The sequence below is a fragment of the Marinomonas sp. UCMA 3892 genome (assembly GCF_012726345.1).
Classification (GTDB): Bacteria; Pseudomonadota; Gammaproteobacteria; order Pseudomonadales; family Marinomonadaceae; genus Marinomonas.
Genome location: NZ_PTXN01000031.1, coordinates 1 through 17,080 on the forward strand (window position 1 = coordinate 1; position 17,080 = coordinate 17,080).

Annotated in this window: 17 protein-coding genes and 2 pseudogenes; 14 read left to right on the plus strand and 5 right to left on the minus strand. The window is 41.5% G+C overall.

What is annotated here, in order from left to right:
* Nucleotides 1–255: pseudogene (locus B6N13_RS22760) on the plus strand (hypothetical protein); the annotation flags it as partial.
* A gap of 86 nt (nt 256–341) precedes the next feature.
* Here B6N13_RS22760 and B6N13_RS22765 read toward each other — a convergent pair.
* A complete protein-coding gene (locus B6N13_RS22765) occupies nt 342–887 on the minus strand; it encodes a hypothetical protein (RefSeq protein WP_012069270.1) in 546 nt (181 codons plus the stop codon).
* A 198-nt stretch (nt 888–1,085) separates the two neighbouring features.
* On the opposite strand from B6N13_RS22765, the gene B6N13_RS22770 reads away from it, so the two are divergent.
* Entirely contained in the window at nt 1,086–1,364 is a 279-nt protein-coding gene (locus B6N13_RS22770) for a hypothetical protein (RefSeq protein WP_048813964.1), read from the plus strand.
* A 60-nt stretch (nt 1,365–1,424) separates the two neighbouring features.
* On the opposite strand, the gene B6N13_RS22775 is transcribed toward B6N13_RS22770, so the two are convergent.
* Complete coding sequence (locus B6N13_RS22775) at nt 1,425–1,925, minus strand: CpxP family protein (RefSeq protein WP_169460703.1); 501 nt, start codon at nt 1,923–1,925, stop codon at nt 1,425–1,427.
* Nucleotides 1,926–2,146: 221 nt separating this feature from the next.
* Here B6N13_RS22775 and B6N13_RS22780 point away from each other — a divergent pair, with 221 nt between their 5' ends.
* The 3 genes from B6N13_RS22780 to B6N13_RS22790 all read left to right on the plus strand — a co-directional run bounded on the left by B6N13_RS22780 (nt 2,147) and on the right by B6N13_RS22790 (nt 4,743).
* Nucleotides 2,147–2,833, plus strand: a complete 687-nt coding sequence (locus B6N13_RS22780; protein WP_012069273.1) for a response regulator — start codon at nt 2,147–2,149, stop codon at nt 2,831–2,833.
* Complete coding sequence (gene cpxA, locus B6N13_RS22785; RefSeq protein ID WP_169460704.1) at nt 2,833–4,221, plus strand: envelope stress sensor histidine kinase CpxA; 1,389 nt, start codon at nt 2,833–2,835, stop codon at nt 4,219–4,221. The genes B6N13_RS22780 and cpxA overlap by 1 nt, the downstream gene beginning before the upstream one ends.
* Nucleotides 4,222–4,521: 300 nt before the next feature.
* Nucleotides 4,522–4,743, plus strand: coding sequence for a hypothetical protein (locus B6N13_RS22790; RefSeq protein ID WP_012069275.1), 222 nt, complete (start codon nt 4,522–4,524; stop codon nt 4,741–4,743).
* Nucleotides 4,744–4,764: 21 nt separating this feature from the next.
* Here the strand turns inward: B6N13_RS22790 and B6N13_RS22795 are convergent, their stop codons facing one another.
* The 3 genes from B6N13_RS22795 to B6N13_RS22805 all read right to left on the minus strand — a co-directional run bounded on the left by B6N13_RS22795 (nt 4,765) and on the right by B6N13_RS22805 (nt 8,071).
* Entirely contained in the window at nt 4,765–5,508 is a 744-nt protein-coding gene (locus B6N13_RS22795) for a class I SAM-dependent methyltransferase (protein WP_012069276.1), read from the minus strand.
* A 130-nt stretch (nt 5,509–5,638) separates the two neighbouring features.
* Entirely contained in the window at nt 5,639–6,931 is a 1,293-nt protein-coding gene (locus B6N13_RS22800) for an NCS2 family permease (RefSeq protein ID WP_012069277.1), read from the minus strand.
* 279 nt (nt 6,932–7,210) lie between these two features.
* Entirely contained in the window at nt 7,211–8,071 is an 861-nt protein-coding gene (locus B6N13_RS22805) for a TraB/GumN family protein (RefSeq protein WP_012069278.1), read from the minus strand.
* Nucleotides 8,072–8,290: 219 nt separating this feature from the next.
* Here B6N13_RS22805 and B6N13_RS22810 point away from each other — a divergent pair, with 219 nt between their 5' ends.
* The 9 genes and pseudogenes from B6N13_RS22810 to B6N13_RS22850 all read left to right on the plus strand — a co-directional run.
* Entirely contained in the window at nt 8,291–8,821 is a 531-nt protein-coding gene (locus tag B6N13_RS22810) for an RNA methyltransferase (RefSeq protein ID WP_169460705.1), read from the plus strand.
* Between the two features lie 231 nt (nt 8,822–9,052).
* Entirely contained in the window at nt 9,053–9,808 is a 756-nt protein-coding gene (locus tag B6N13_RS22815) for a DUF481 domain-containing protein (protein WP_012069280.1), read from the plus strand.
* Between the two features lie 12 nt (nt 9,809–9,820).
* Complete coding sequence (locus B6N13_RS22820) at nt 9,821–10,873, plus strand: CobW family GTP-binding protein (protein ID WP_169460706.1); 1,053 nt, start codon at nt 9,821–9,823, stop codon at nt 10,871–10,873.
* 213 nt (nt 10,874–11,086) lie between these two features.
* Entirely contained in the window at nt 11,087–12,892 is a 1,806-nt protein-coding gene (locus B6N13_RS22825) for an acyl-CoA dehydrogenase C-terminal domain-containing protein (RefSeq protein WP_169460707.1), read from the plus strand.
* A gap of 78 nt (nt 12,893–12,970) precedes the next feature.
* On the plus strand, nt 12,971–13,285 hold the full coding sequence (locus tag B6N13_RS22830; protein WP_012069283.1) for an SCP2 sterol-binding domain-containing protein: 315 nt from the start codon (nt 12,971–12,973) through the stop codon (nt 13,283–13,285).
* Nucleotides 13,286–13,517: 232 nt separating this feature from the next.
* Nucleotides 13,518–15,215 carry an AMP-binding protein gene (locus B6N13_RS22835; protein WP_169460708.1) on the plus strand — a complete coding sequence of 566 codons (1,698 nt, stop codon included), beginning with the start codon at nt 13,518–13,520 and terminating at the stop codon, nt 15,213–15,215.
* A 42-nt stretch (nt 15,216–15,257) separates the two neighbouring features.
* Nucleotides 15,258–15,818, plus strand: coding sequence for a DUF2889 domain-containing protein (locus B6N13_RS22840; RefSeq protein ID WP_169460709.1), 561 nt, complete (start codon nt 15,258–15,260; stop codon nt 15,816–15,818).
* Nucleotides 15,818–16,570, plus strand: a complete 753-nt coding sequence (locus B6N13_RS22845; protein WP_169460710.1) for an enoyl-CoA hydratase-related protein — start codon at nt 15,818–15,820, stop codon at nt 16,568–16,570. Before B6N13_RS22840 ends, B6N13_RS22845 begins: the two co-directional genes overlap by 1 nt.
* A gap of 110 nt (nt 16,571–16,680) precedes the next feature.
* Nucleotides 16,681–17,080 (plus strand): annotated as a pseudogene (locus tag B6N13_RS22850) (IS3 family transposase); the annotation flags it as partial.

Consider the following 17,080-nt stretch of genomic DNA (forward strand, 5'->3'; position numbering starts at 1 on the left):
TGGTTAAGGAGACGGCTTCGCAGTGCTCAACTAAAATTATGGAAGAAACCTAAACGGCTGCATCGAAGGCTCAAGCAACTGGGCTACAAGCCGCCGTTTAAGTACATCTCGATGACCAGTTGGAGAAATGCAGCGAGTCCATTAGCCAGCCACGCGATGCCAAACAAATGGTTCGATGAGCAAGGTTTGGTGAATCTTGAAGAAGTGAGAACGGGGTATGTGTTCAGTGTTTATACTGAATGGAAGTTTGCATGAGCCGTATACGAGGTCCGTACGTACGGTTCTGTGAGAGGGATGAGGCGGCAACGCCTCACCCTACTCGATATGGTGTTTGGATAGGTTTAGAAATTGAGTCTTAGTGATGCAAACATGGCGTTTAGGTCGTTGCCATTGGTTTCTGCGGTGTCGTAGTTAGCAGCCACGGAAAAATTTGGCGTAACATAGTATCTAAGGGCAGCGGCAAAGCTGGTATCGGTTTGTGAGTAAACATCGTCGTGTTTAATTTTACCTTCTAACTCAACACGGTTTGATAAAGTGGTTCGTACTCCCAAAGAGATTCTAAAACCTGTTTCGTCATTACGGCCATAATCTGCTTTTATATATTGCAGTATGCCGAATACATTGGATTGACCTCCAACTGGCGCATAGACACCTGCCCCAATAGCTAATACATCGAGCTCGCCGTATTCTGTGCTTTCAAGCGCAACAAAAGGACCTGCTGATGTTTGAAAGGCGCCAGACAGCGATGAGTAGTCATCGGATGATGAAGATGAGTCTGGGTCAATTTTGCCAAATCCGTAATCTATATAATCAAATGGACCTGCTTGAGCACCTGCTGATAAAGCACATGCAGTGGCTGTTAAGCTCGATAATATTATGTTTTTCATGTTCATATCCTTTGTTTTGATTTATGGGAAATCTGTCACATAAGGCGTTGGAACGATTATTTCCCCCTTTAGTCTGCGGCGAGTGTAGAGATTAGTTTAGTGGAACAGGGCGGTTTTTTTGTCAATCTGACGTATTTTACGGTAACTTTACGGTATTTGAAGGTATTGGTTTTTAGATGTGGGTGAAGGAAGTTGTCTATGAAAGATGTTTTGAGAAAGATCTGTTCTCCAGTATTGGGAATATTTGAGTCTGGTGAGGGGGATTTTGACTATAAATCATCCCATCGAACGATATTGATCGTGTTGGGCTTACTTTGTTTTTTGATTGGGTCTGTTTCTTTGGTGATGACGCTGATGACAGGTGAAGCGGCCGGTATTATACCTATCATGGTGTTTTTTCTAATGGGCTTAGTATGCGAAATTGTAGGCTTGTTAGGTAGTGATCGTGCAGTGGCAAGAATTTGGAAGCGTAGTTAATTGAGCTCTTGATAAACGAAAAGCGGTCTAGTGACCGCTTTTTTATTTATATCAGATCACTTATTTGCGATCTTTGCCGTGATGACGAGGCATGTCATCACAATCTTCCATGCGCTCTTTTTGTAGCTCGATGAATTTAGTTTTTTGTTCTGGAGTTAAGATACTGAGCATTTTGTGCTGTTTGCTTAGCATGTCAACTTGGCGCTTAACGTGTTTGTCTGACATTTCTTGTGCTAGTTCGGTGGCTTTGGCTGGATCAAATTTATCAGCCATCAGTAGGCTATTTACTTTATCAAAATGAGCCATGCGAGCTTTTTCGCCTTGCTCTTTTTTGTCAGTGAAGCGTTCTTTCATTTCTTCTTTGTTAGCTTGGCGAAGCGTTTTAAATTGCTCTTTCTGGCTGTCTGTTAGATTCAATTCTTTCATCATGCCGCGGTCTAGGCCTGGACGACATTCTTCCTGTGGGCCTTTGTGATCTTTCCCGCCAAACGCAAATGCGCTAGTGCTCAATACTAGTGGTAAAACAACAGAAGCTAGAATAAGTTTTTTTGCCATTTTCATATTTTCTTCCTTATATACTTTAGGGGGTCATATTATTGATAAGTACTGCGTTCAGAACGCATGGGAGTAGAATAGAGGCTGTAAGGTAAAGTGGCGTATTAGCTAGGTAAAGTATCGTAAAGGCTGCACCACGCTTAGTATTTCGACGTAAAATGTTACCCAAGAGCAAAGGTTTTATTTGCTAGTTATCAATTATATTCAAATCGTTTTAGGAACTGTTGATGCCACATATTTTAATAATCGATGATGATGTTGAATTGAGTGATTTGCTCAAAGAAGTTTTATCTTTTGAAAATTGTGCTGTTTCTGCGGCTTATGATGGTGAAGCGGGTTTAGCTGCAATGGACGACAGTGTGGATTTGATATTACTTGATGTCATGATGCCTAAGCTAAACGGTTTTGAAACCCTTAAACAGTTACGTGAAAAATGGGATGTGCCTGTTTTGATGTTAACAGCGAAGGGAGAGGAGATTGATCGTGTGGTTGGTCTTGAACTCGGTGCGGATGATTATTTGCCGAAGCCTTTTAGTGAGCGGGAGTTGTTGGCAAGAATTCGTGCTATTTTACGCAGGACTCAGGCAGGCAAAGGTCAACAACAAAATGATGTTGTGACATACCGAGACATCAAACTTTATCCCGGTCGCCTTGAAGCCTATTGCAATGGTGATTTGTTGGATTTGACCAGTACTGAGTTTGCGCTTTTGCATTATTTTTTACTTCATCCTGGCAAGGTTTTAACCAAAGAAGACTTAAGTTTGGATGTATTAGGTAAACGTTTGGCGGCTTTTGATCGAGCGATTGATATGCATGTCTCGAATTTACGTAAAAAACTGCCAGACTGGCCGAATGGTAAGCCTCGTATCAAAACCTTGCGTGGGCGCGGTTATTTGCTGGTAGAGGGCGACTGATGCGTTTACCAAAGATCACTAGTTTGTATGGTCGTATTTTCGCTATTTTTTGGTTTACCATGTTTCTGGTGGTTTTGGCTGTGTTGGCTTTGCCGCATTTTGATCCTCGTAAACCACGGGATATTCCGCCTCCTCATTATGATCGGATGCTGCAAATACGTGATCAAGTTGAGCGGAACTTTGCTTCAGCTCCAGATTTGGCAAAGGTTTTACATGATCTAGATGGTTGGTCTCGCCGTGGACCAGACGATAATAAACTGCGCCTTTTTATTACTGACCTTGATGGTAATGTGATTACTACTGATCGCCGCCCTGATTTTAGTTATAAGGCGTTACGTAATTTTGTGACTTCTATTGATAACCCTCAGGACCCCCAGCAAAAATTGTATGGCAAGACGATGATTTCTGGTCCTCTTCCAATTCGGTTGGCAAAGAAAGATTATTTTCTTTATGTCGGAACTCGCTGGAGTGAGCCACCGCATTTTTTATTACAACTCTTTGATCATCCTTTTCGTTTGTTGTTAGCAGTCATGTTGGTTAGTACACCTTTATTATTGTGGTTGGCATGGGCATTGAGTCAGCCTGCTCGTCGTCTTGAAAGAGCGGCGCAGCGCGTGGCGCAAGGCGTATTTGAAATTGATCCTGGGCTTGAAAAAGGTACCTCAGAGTTTCGCCAAGCAGGTGCCAGTTTTAATCAGATGGTAACGGCCGTAAACTTGATGATTACTCGGCAACAGCGTTTGCTATCGGACATTTCTCATGAGCTACGCTCACCTTTGACTCGCCTAAGAATGGCGCAAGCTTTGGCAAAACGGAAGCTAGGCGATAGTACGGATTTAACGCGCATTGATACGGAAGCTCAGCGTCTTGAGCAAATGATAGGCAAGTTGCTTGAATTGTCTAGCGTGCAAGTGGATAGTCATTTGAATCGAGAAGTACAACCACTATCGAGTCTTTTTGATGCTTTGTTAGCTGACAGTCAGTTTGAAGCTGAACACATGGGTAAGACTTTGCTTTTGTCGGCTGTCCCTAATCGAATGATTAACTGTCATCCTCAATTGTTAATGAGTGCGTTAGAAAATATTGTCCGTAATGCCATTCATTATGGTAAAAAACAGATTCAGGTTTCATTGGAAGCCCATTCAGATACGTTATCTATCCGAGTGGAAGATGATGGTGATGGTGTGCCTGAGGATGAGTTTGATTCTATTTTTAGGCCTTTTTATCGGGTTTCAACTGCACGTGATCGCCACAGTGGTGGTGCAGGGTTGGGTTTAGCTATCGCCGAAAATGCGGTTCGTCAACATAATGGTATGATTAGAGCTGCTCGAAGTGCACTGGGTGGATTGCTGGTGGAAGTGACTTTGCCGCTGCAAGAAGAACGATAGTGCTTCTTAATCTTTTTTTTAGGGAAGTATTATCTTTGTTTTTACGAAAGGATTAGTAGACAAAGCGATGAATTCAGCTCATATTAGAACCTCATCGTTCTTATTATGCATTCGGTTAATCGCTTTCCCTAAAAGTACTGAGTAATGCAGAGAGTATTTCTCTCTCGCACCTTGCCTTTTTTATACTTTATTTGAATAAGAAATTTGCTAATAAGCGCTTGGTCTATTTGTTTAGACTCGTTTTTAAAAACAAAAAAAGAGAGAAGCCTTGTCGTTTTTCTCTAAAACCATAGGTAATACATGATAAATACAGCCAAAGAATTTGTACTACAGCGAATTTGCATCTTTGCAAGCCAGACATTCGACCCTAACTCCGACTCGCAAGTGGTTGGATTATTAAAAAGTAAATTCAATATCCGTTTACCGCAGCGACGTTCTATTAATGAGTCTTTATCTTCTTCCGTTAGCGATCATGAAATTATTTCTTTGATTCTAAAGTATCGTTCAATGACCGAATCTTAAGTTCAAACCGTTAAGTCTTCTTTATTTTTTGACACACAAAAAGATTGCGTTACCAGATAGCTTGTCCCAAGGTATGATTTTGTCGTGTTCATGTTCAAATACATGAACGTCAAAATATGGCATTAATAGCGCTTGTAGTTCATTAAAGCTTAATGCCACCATAGGATGTTCGTCTGTCCAAAGCTGAGTTTGTTGTGCGCTTGTTTTTTCAATGCTCAGCTTAAGTGTTTGTTTTTCTCCCTCACCAGAGTAATACCAAGAAGAACCAAACGAAAATTCGCTGTTATCGTGCATCACGCTATGTTTGGCTGATAGCGTATTATCTATATGGTTTTTATCAACTGAATTGAAGCAAAAAACACCGCCAATATTAAGAGCTTTATGTACGCTTTGAATGCAACTTGTTAGGTTTTTAATATCTCCACTGTAATGGACTGAGTATAAAAAACATGTGATTAAGTCATAAGGTTCAGCTGCATCAAATGCACACATATTACCTAATTCGAAGTGAGCGTTAGGGCAACGCTGTTTGGCAATATCTAGCATTGGTTGATTGATATCCAAGCCACTTGATTGATAGCCTTCTTGGCTAAGGTAGCTGATATGTGGACCAGTACCGCAAGCCAAATCTAAATGCTTTTTTCCGCTATTGCCGAAAATCTGATGAAGTCTATGCACGCTGTTGCTTTGGGCTTGATAATTAATATCGGCACACATTAGATCATAATAGCCGGATAAGTCCGTATAGAGCGCGTTGTCAGACATGTTTTCTTCACTTGGAGGGGATAAAATTTGATGGCGAATAATATAGTAGATCGCACTTTTTGCGAAGCAAAAAAAACAGGAACAAAGGGCGACTTTGTTCCTGTTTTTTATTGGAGTTTCGTTATCTTAATTAGACAAAGATAAAGAATTTAGCGATAAATAAGGCCGCTAAAAGGTATACCGCAATGCCTACTTGCTTGCCTTGACCTGATAATAGCTTGATCACAGCGTAGCTGATGAAGGACAAAGCAATACCGTCTGCGATTGAGTAGGTTAGTGGCATGGTGAAAGCTGCAATAAGGACTGGTGCCGCTTCGGTAATATCATCCCAATCTACATGCGCTAGGCTGCTTGTCATTAATACTGCGACGTACATTAACGCGCCAGCCGTTGCATAAGCAGGGATAGATCCAGCCAATGGTGCAAAGAACAGGCTTAGTAAAAATAATAACGCAACCACTACGGCTGTTAAGCCAGTGCGTCCGCCAGCGGCAACGCCTGAAGCGCTTTCGATATAACTTGTTGTAGAAGATGTGCCTAGTGCAGCACCAACCACAGTGGCGCTAGAGTCGGCTAACAAGGCTTTTTTAAGACGCGGCAGTTTGCCTTCTTTATCTAATAAACCACCACGTTGTCCAACACCAATTAACGTGCCTGATGTATCAAATAAATCGACAAAGAAAAATGCGAAAATAACGCTTAGCATACTGATTTGGAAAGCACCTTCTATGTCCATTGCTAAGAAAGTAGGAGCAACGGAAGGAGGCATAGAAACTAATCCGCCGAATTCATTTTGACCAAATAGAATCGACAAAATCGTCACAAAAAGTATGCCGATCATTACTGCGCCTGTGATATTCAAATACGCCAAAGCACAGATAACAAAAAAGCCAAGTAAGCCATAGATCGCAGATGGTGAAGATAGGTCGCCTAAGGACACCATTGTCGCTGGGTTTTTCACAATAATGCCTGAGTTTTGCAACGCAATCATGGCTAAGAAAAGACCGATACCTGCCGCAATGCCGAGTTTTAATGAAGCTGGAATGGCATTAATGACCCATTCACGAATTCGAAAAATACTGATGAAAATGAAAAGAATACCGGATAAGAAAACAGCGCCAAGTGCTTGCTCCCATGTGTAGCCCATGCCTAAGACTACACCGTAGGTAAAGAAGGCGTTTAATCCCATGCCTGGTGCTAGAGCGATTGGGTAGTTTGCATACAGACCCATAATCAAGCAACCAATTGCTGCTGCAAGACAGGTTGCTACAAATACAGCACCTTGATCCATGCCTGCTTGAGCAAGAATAGAAGGGTTAACGAAAATGATATAAGCCATCGTCAAGAAGGTGGTAATACCTCCGATAACTTCATTACGTACCGTGGTGTTGTGCGCTTTAAGTTGGAAATAACGTTCGAGCATGAGGGGGACCTTTTGCTAGTAGACGACGGCGATTATTTTATTGAGAGTTTACTTATGCAGATTTACTCTCAATAAAATATGCCGAGACAAGTTTAGTAACTGATCATTTGGTCAGTAAATAATTTCGGCGGCAAGTATAAAAAATTCGAGATGGTTTGGGGAGATAAATTGTAAGAAATAATCGATGGAATGGAGTTAAACAGTAAAAACTCACTAGTTGTGTGAGTTTTTACTGTTTATCCTGTGTTTTCTGACCGTTAAAAGATAGTTAACGGGTATTTATAATTTAGATATTTGATAACCGCTGGCTTTAAGTTTTGCGAGTAAACTGTCCGGCCCCGCAAGATGCATTGTTCCAACCATGATGAATTCGACTTCATCGTTCTTTAGCATATTTTCGATTTGCGCTATCCAAAGGTTGTTTCGATCGACTAAAAGCGATTGATATACTTCAGGGTAGTCTTGTTTAAAATCTGTTAGCTCAATATCGGCCATGGTTTCCATATCGCCTTTTCTCCAGCTTTCCCTTAGGTCATTCATGGTCTTTGGCATGTCTTTGATATCTGACAAGGTATAATTAATCACATCATTACTGTCTTGATCATTGAGATTGCTGAGCATTTCTACTTGGGCTTCGGGCTCTTCAAGCCAGCCTTTAGGCTTTTGATCTTGTTGGGCTTTTTGTGCATAAAACTGATCGACACCTTCACTGGTAAAGCCTAGATGTTTCAGTTCAATCATACTTAGGGAAATCGCCAGCGCGCTGGGCTTTAGGTTTTGAATAGCTGTAAAGGGTATTTGTCTTGCGTTTAAGTAAATTTTGAGTGATTGATAGGTTTCCGCTGAGATCACTTGATCTATAGTCGTGCCATCAGAATAAGACAGCTCGGCTTGCATTTGTCGTTTGAATGCTGGGTTACTTAAGGTTTCCATGTTGGTTTCAAAAATAACTTTATCGGCAGCTTGGTAGGCTTTCTCGTAGGCTTTTGGTAAAGGGTAATCTTGTGCAGTGAGTAAGTGAATGGTACCACCAATATAGAGCGTATTGCTGCCAGACGTTACTTTCCAGACGGAAGCGGCTTGGGTTTGAAATGTAGCAGCCGCAAGTAAGGTTAAGCCAAACTTTTTGAGAAGATTCATGAGATACCTAAATGGTTTTGTTGATCTATTATGACTTTCAGTTTACCTATCTCAATGATGAGCGGAAGAGGTTGGTGAAAGTTGTACTGCTTTTTTCTCATTTTTTGCTACGGAATAAGTAGGTTTTATCCTGCTAATACTCTCATAAAGAATGGCAAGCATAATGAGTAAAAGTGGTATTATCCTCGTTCTTATTTAATTCGAGTGTGTGGATTTTCGATGGGAAAAGAGTTTGTCTCTATAGGGTTAACGAACCCTAAAAGCACTTCAAATGTCGGTTCTGTAATGAGGGCTGCTGGGTGTTATCAAGTGGATCAAGTTTTATATTCTGGCAGTCGTTATGATCGTGCAGCTAAGATGTCGACAGACACCAAAAAAGCAACCTCATCCATTCCTTTGATCAATATAGAAAGCCTTGGTGTAGACAATTTGATTGAGGCAGTAGACACCGATACCAAGATTGTGTGCGTCGATTTGATACAAGGTGCGACACCATTACCAGCCTTTAATCATCCTGAAAAAGCCTTATATATTTTTGGGCCAGAAGACGGCACGATAGGCCAAAAAATTGTCGATCGAGCCGATTTTGTTGTTTTTGTTTCTACGGTTGGTTGTATGAATCTTGCCGCATCTGTAAATGTGCTGCTTTATGATCGCTTGGCAAAATCTGCTCGAGCCTTTGCTGGGGACGAACTGATTCGACAAAGTAAAGACGTCAATAATAATGTCAAAGTTCGATCTAACACTTGAAGGTAAGGCTCTAGAGTGTAAGGGGGTGTTGCTTTCTTATCTATTACTTTGCATATAGTTAGCAGAATTTTGACTGTGATAAGTCTGTATCAATGCAAAAATGTCTCTTAAACCTAATGGCTATATTAGGAAGGGGGCAGGTGTTCTGTTTTTGAGTGCCATCTTGCTTTCCATTACTTCCTTTTTAGCCATCATGGAACCTGTTTGATGAGATAGAAGGAACGGATACAAATGGAGCCTATAAAACGAGTCGTGCTTGCTGCATTAGCTTGTTCTGTCCCAGTTATTTATGCTGCTGATACTCCCTTTACTCCTTTAGAACCCTTGAGTGCTGAATTGGAGTTGGGAGTTATTGCAATTACTGGTAATACAGAGAGTACAGCGGTAAAAGCGAAAGCGACTATTAAACAGGACTTTGAAGCATGGAAAGCGAAGTATCAGATAGATACTCTTTACAAAAGAGGCAAAAATGAGGGCGAAACTGACACAAGAACAACGGCACAAAAATTATTTTTATCCGCACAGAGTGACTATAAATTAAGTAGTGAAAATACTTCTGTATTTATTTATGGCTCCTATACTGATGATCGTTTTAGTGGTTATGAATATCAGAATACAGTGTCTGTTGGTTACTCTGCGCGTTTGTTTGCTAGTGATAGCTCTTTTTTAGACTACAGTGTTGGCCCTGGTTATTCTTTTACTAAGACGGATAAGGGGGATGAAGATGAAACGGCAATAGTGCATGTCGAATTGCAATATGAGTACAAAATTAGTCCTAATGCCACGTTTCAGCAAGCACTTAGCACCGAAGCTGCATTGCAGAGTGATAAAAATACTCGTTCGAAATCAGAAACTTCCGTCAGTGTAAAACTGCGGGATGACCTTAGTATGAAAGCCGCTTATAGTCTCACTCATAATAGCCAAGTGTTGGATGATAAAAAGAACACAGATGGCACAACAAGTATCATTTTTGCTTATACATTTTGAGATGTTTTCGTTATGCGCTATCAGGGTATAAAAGTCACTTTGGTGACGGGTTTTTTAGGAGCGGGTAAAACAACCCTGATTCGTCACTTACTTGCGCAATCACCTCTTAATGAGCGATGGGCAGTATTGGTTAATGAGTTTGGTGATATTGGGCTTGACGGTGCTTTTTATGCGGATTTAGGTGTAGCTATCAGTGAAGTTCCTGGTGGCTGTGTTTGCTGTACGACGTCCGCCGCCTTTCAACAAGGATTGAACCAATTAATTCGCCAATATAATCCCGATCGCATTTTTATTGAGCCATCAGGCCTTGGTCATCCAAAACAGATTATGCAAAAGCTACGCAGTGCTTCTTATCAAGATGTGTTGTTTTTGACTGGGGCATTTTGTGTATTAGATGCACGTAATCTAAAAGACGAGCGTTACACAAAGCATGATATTTTCAATGATCAAATAGAGTCTGCTGACGGCATTGTACTGAGTCATGTTGATCGTTATCAACAGGAAGATATTGATAGAGTAGAAGCTCGATTTGGCGCGCTTGCTCTAAAGGCATCAGCTCCCGTTCTTTACATGTCTGATCCTATGGCCTTAAGTGCGGATTCGTTGGATATCGGATTAATGAATTCATTAAGTATTTCTATTACTCCAGAAAGTGATTTGAATCACTCTTTCCACCACCACCACCACCACCACCACCACCAGCACCAGCACCAGCATCATGAAGGTGTTCGTCATATAGAAATACCGATTCAAAACGAGCGCTGGAGCTATCATAAGCAACAAGGTGCTATGCAGGTGGTCGGTTGGCGTTGGCCTGATTTTGATTGTTTTGATAAAGAAAATATGACGTCAATTATTCAAGATATGTCTAAGCCTAATGGTGTTTACCGTATAAAAGGCGTGTTTGTTATCAACTCAAGTGAAGCTCTTTTTGTGAATGTCGCGCGAGGCGAAGTTGTAATAACAATATCACCTTGGCAGGGGGGGAGTCGCTTAGAAATAATCGGCGGAATCGAAGGTGATTGGTTGGAAATTTGCCAAGATTATTGTGCTAAGTTGCTTTAATTAAGGCTTCGCTGATTATATTTGCTAGCTTTGTATTTACTTCAATTTTATAGATTCTCTTTGTTTAACTGACAAAATCCAATGCTTGGTCTATTTTGTCATTAACTTTGGCACCTTTTGTTATTGAGAGAAAGCCTCCGATAGAGGAACCTTTCTAGCATAAGAGGTTCCTATTGGAACAGATGGAATAAAAACAATAAGAGGTCATAGGCTATGCCTGAATATAAAGCGCCACTGCGCGACATCAAATTCGTCACTGAAGAAGTTCTCGATTTTCATGGACACTACGCTAAGTTGCCAGGTGCCGAAGAAGCAACGCCCGATATGGTGGCGGCGATTCTGGAGGAAGGTGCCAAGTTTGCTGAGCGTGTTCTTTCACCTCTAAACCGTGTTGGTGATCAACAAGGTTGTCAATTTAAAGATGGTGTAGTCACAACACCCGAAGGCTTTAAAGAAGCCTATCAACAATATGTTGAAGGTGGCTGGCCATCGTTGTCTCACCCTGAAGAAGTGGGTGGACAGGGTTTACCAGACTCTCTTGGTATGATGGTGACGGAAATGATCGCCACTTCAAACTGGTCTTGGGGCATGTACCCAGGCTTAAGCCACGGTGCCATGAACACCATTGAATTGCATGGCACTGATGAGCAAAAACAAACCTATCTAACAAAACTTGTGTCTGGTGAATGGACCGGTACCATGTGTCTGACTGAGCCTCATTGTGGTACTGACCTTGGTATGTTGAAAACCAAGGCCGAGCCACAAGCTGACGGCAGTTACGCCATTACAGGAACTAAGATTTTTATTTCTGCTGGTGAGCATGATATGGCTGACAACATTGTCCATATCGTATTGGCTCGTCTACCTGATGCGCCTGCTGGTACAAAAGGTATTTCATTGTTTATTGTGCCAAAGCATAACGTCGATGGCTCTGGTGAAATAGCAGATCGCAACCAAGTGTCTTGTGGTTCTATCGAACATAAAATGGGTATTCATGGTAACGCGACCTGTGTAATGAACTTCGATGGCGCGAAAGGTTTTCTTATTGGTGAACCAAACCGCGGCTTGAACTGCATGTTTACCTTCATGAATACTGCGCGTCTTGGTACGGCTTTACAAGGCTTAGCGCATGCAGAGTGGGCGTTGCAGAACTCTGTTGCTTACGCGAAAGACCGTCTGCAAATGCGTTCTTTATCTGGTCCAAAAGCGCCAGAAAAAGCAGCAGACCCAATTATTGTTCACCCAGATGTACGTCGTATGTTGCTAACGCAAAAAGCCTTTGCCGAAGGCGGTCGTGCTTTGATTCATTATTGCTCTATGTTGGTAGACATAATGAAAAAAGGTACTGCTGACGAAAAAGCAGAAGCTGACGAGCTGATGTCCTTACTTACTCCAATTGCTAAAGCGTTTCTAACTGAAACTGGTTTTGAATCCGCTAACCATGGTTTGCAAGTGTTTGGTGGCCATGGCTTTATCGCTGAATGGGGCATGGAGCAAAACGTACGTGATTGCCGTATTTCTATGTTGTACGAAGGTACAACAGGTATTCAGGCGTTGGATCTATTGGGTCGAAAAGTACTAATGACTCAAGGTGCAACACTCCGTCGTTTTACAAAAATTATTCATAAATTCTGCAAAGAGCATAAAGGCGATAAGCGCTTAAAATCTTATATCACTGCACTGGATAAACTGAACGGTGAGTGGGGCGATGTGACAATGAAAATTGGCATGAAAGCTATGCGCAACAAAGATGAAGTCGGTGCTGCATCAGTAGATTATCTCATGTTCTCTGGTTATGTGGTGTTGGCTTATTTCTGGGCTCGCATGGCTGTGACGGCACAAACAAAACTAGATGAAGGCACTGATGAAGTTGGTTTTTATACGGCCAAATTGCAAACCGCAACTTTCTACTATGAGCGATTGTTACCACGTACTCGTAGCCATATAGAAGCTATGTTGTCAGGTGCTGATAATTTATTGGCGATGGATGAAGATAATTTCTTATTCCTAAATGCATAATTAACACAACGAATAAGCACCTGTGTAACATTGTCACACAGGCAATAAATTTTTTGCTAGGTTAAAGAGGTTTATATTATGAGTGAAGCAAGAACCGTTTTTGAATCCATGTTAAATCGTTTCGATGCGGATGAAGCAGATGACATGGAAGCTGTGTTTCAATTTGACTTAGATGATGCGGACAGTTATTACTTAAGTATCACGGATGGAAAATGTGATATGGGGGAAGGGGAGCATGATGATCCAACCGTGACTCTTAGTATGGACTTAAATACTTTAAAAGATGTTATGAGCGGTGAGTTAGATGGCATGGCTGCTTTTATGCAGGGAAAAATCCGTGCCGATGGAGATATTATGTTGGCGACTAAGTTGACTCAAATTTTCCCTCAATGAGGGATCTTTTGGCAATTTTATAGCTCTAAAGCTCAACTACCTTTGTGTGGTTGGGCTTTTGTACTGAGATCTTACATGATCGTCAAAACGTTGTTAAAAAGAGACTGGAAATGCTTATTTATCACTTATAAATACTGCTTTTTTGTCTGTTTTTGCCTCGTTATGGCTTCGCTTGTGACATCATGAAAGAGTCTCATATTCTCCTAAATAAAAAAAACAAATGGAGCTTATTATGACAATGGATACTTCTTTTCTTAGCAATGCAAATACTAGAAAAGCGCCGGGCAGCTATTTACCCGCATCGCTAAACCCACATGCTTATCAGTCATTAAATGATGTCTTAGCGTTAGCTACGAGAAAATTTGCCGATCGACCAGCTTTTACCAGTGTTGGCCGTACTTTGACTTATCGTGAATTAGGTGAAAAGTCTGATGCATTTGCAGCGTACCTTCAGCATGAAACGGATTTAATGCCTGGCGATCGAATCGCTGTTCAATTACCTAATATTATTCAATATCCTGTGGTGCTGTTTGGCGCGATGAAAGCAGGCTTAATTATTGTTAACACTAACCCACTGTACACGCCAAAAGAGCTTGAGCATCAGTTTAATGATGCTGGCGTAAAAGCTTTGGTGGTGTTTGCCAATATGGCACATAACGTCGAAAAAATATTAGCAAAAACCTCAATAAAACACGTCATCATTACAGAAATTGCTGATTTTCATCCTCCTTTAAAACGCTTGCTAGTTAACTCTGTTGTTAAATATGTGAAGAAAATGGTACCTGAGTATCATATTTCTGGTGCTTTAACGCTTAATGATGCGTTGTCGAAAGGCAAGGGTAAACCAGTCGAGAAAGTTGAATGCAATCCGGAGAACATTGCGGTATTGCAATACACTGGTGGAACAACGGGTGTTGCGAAAGGGGCTATGCTGACTCATGCTAACTTGATTGCCAATATGTATCAGTTAAGCTCTAGATTGAGTTCCATCATTGCTGATACGAACGAGGTCTATATTGCTCCACTTCCACTTTATCATATCTATGCTTTCCTAATTCATGGCCTGACACTTTTAGAGCGTGGTGCTCATAGTGTTTTGATTCCTAATCCTCGAGATTTACCAGGCTTTGTTAAAGAGCTTAAAAAATGGCCATTTACTGGCTTTGTTGGTTTGAATACTTTGTTTGTCGGGTTGTGCAATAAAGCGGAATTCAAAGCACTCGATTTTTCCACTCTTAAGTTAACCTGCTCTGGTGGTATGCCTCTAACTCATGCTGCTGCGGATGAGTGGGAGAGAATCACTGGCTGCAAAATAGTAGAAGGTTATGGTTTAACTGAAACATCACCAGTTGTGTCTTTTAACCCTATTGGTAAGGAGCGTATTGGTACGATCGGCCTGCCAGTTGCTGAAACGGACATTAAGATCCAAGGGCGTGATGGAGAAAGCTTGCCACAAGGGGAATCGGGTATGTTGTGCGTACGTGGACCTCAGGTGATGAAAGGCTATTGGAATCGTGAAGAAGCGACTCGAGAAGCTATGACAGAAGATGGTTTTTTAATCACGGGTGATATTGCTATGCAGCATCCTGATGGTTATTTACAAATTGTCGATCGTGCGAAAGATATGATCATCGTATCTGGCTTCAATGTATACCCAACTGAAGTGGAAGATTGTCTTTCCTCTCATCCTTCGATTCTGGAATCTGCGGCAATTGGTGTGCCAGATGATAAAACAGGTGAATCTGTAAAAGCTTTTGTTGTTTTAAGAGCGAATGTTGAAACACTTGATGAAAAGGCTTTACGCATATACTGCAAAGAAAACCTTGCTGCTTACAAGGTTCCTAAATTTGTTGAAATTCGCAAAGAACTACCAAAGACCAACGTGGGTAAGGTTTTGCGTCGTGCCTTACGCGAACAAGAGCAAGCTTAACGCTTATGTTTAACGCCTTTTGAAGTTATCGGGAGAGCAATAATGGCACAGGCTAAACGTAAGTTAATGCATCGACGTTGTATAGAGTCCTATGGTTTTTTGCGCGAAGACGGTCTATGGGATATTGAAGCAAGTATGCAGGACCTTAAATCCTATAATGTAAAGCGTGAATTTGATGGTAGTTTGGTGCCGGAAGGCAGTCCTTTCCATGATATTCGCGCTTGCTTGACGTTAGACGACACCTTTTTAATCAAAGAGGTGTCGGTCACTATGGATGCTTACCCTTTTCCTAATTGCGGAGGTGCTGCGCCTAGTTTTTCGATTCTAAAAGGTACTCGAATTAAACCCGGTTGGAGTCGTTGGCTAAAAGAAACCTTTAGCGGTAAGGTCGGTTGTACTCATGTACTAGAGCTTTTTCCTGTGATCGCCACAACGGCGTTTCAAACTATGTGGGGGCCGCTTGGAGAGAAATACCCTGAGCACGTTTCATCCTCTGTGACTAAGTTAATTAATAGTTGTCATGGTTGGTCTGAAGACGGTCCAATGGTTCGTAAATTGGTTGATGAGCAGGTACTTAAGTTACCATCAGAGGAGAGTCAGTAATGAGTGATTTTGTTACTGAAAGCATTGAGTCTGGTGTGCAGATTTTGTGCTTAGATCGAGTTGAAAAGAAAAACGCGATTACATTGGATATGTATCAGGCGTTAACGGACGCATTACGTCGAGCTGAGTTAAATCCTGAAATAAAAGTTACCTTAATACATGGCGCGGGAAATGATTTTACTTCAGGAAATGATATTAATGAATTTGTTCAGATTGCCCAAACGCCAGAAAAGATGGAAGCCATCATGGCTTTCTTGCAAGTCTTAACTAACTATAAAAAACCACTAATAGCGGGTGTTGAAGGCCGAGCTGTTGGTGTTGGCGCAACCATGTTACTGCATTGTGACTTGGTTTTGGCTTCACGCACTGCGCGTTTACAGTTTCCATTTGTCCAACTGGGCTTGGTACCAGAAGCGGCATCGAGCCATTTATTACCCCAGTTAGTAGGTCATCAAAAAGCCTTTGAGATACTTGTGTTAGGGGACGTTGTTGATGCGACGCAAGCTTACGAGTTGGGGTTAATTAATCATTTATGTGAAGAGGGAGAAGCCTATAAATTGGCATTGTTCTATGCTGAAAAAACAGCAACCCTACCTGTTGAAGCTGTAGCACTAAGTAAGGATCTATTGAAATATCGAGCGCAGGATGATGTTCAAATGGCGTTGATGCGTGAAGGTCGCATCTTTAAAGATCGCCTGCGCTCAACGGAAGCTCACCAAGCCTTTACTGCTTTTTTGTCGCGTAATAAGTAATACTTCCTAGTAAAGTCCTTTATATATCAACATTAAGCCTCATTTATAAGTGGGGCTTTTTTATTATTAATGTCCCGTCCTGAAATAGGTTTACACCTAGGAGACCTATTATGGGGACACCAAGTAATACCAAACGCAAGCGTACTCAACGCGACTACACAATGGGCTTTAAATTACAGATAGTGATGGCCGTTGAAAAAGGCGACATGACTTATAAGCAAGCTCAAAAGATCTATGGAATCCAAGGCCGATCAACGGTGCTGACTTGGCTTCGAAAACACGGCAAAATGGATTGGTCTACCAAAGTGAGGCTACCCATGTCTAAATCCCCGAAAGTAAAAGAGACACCGGCTCAAACAATCAAAAGACTTGAACGAGAGTTGGAAGATGAACGATTAAGGAATCGCTTACTCAATACGGTGGTTGATATTCTAGATACTGAACATGGGATGAATCTTAGAAAAAAGTATATAGCCAAGGAGCGAGACGCCTTCAAACTGAAGAAAAAAT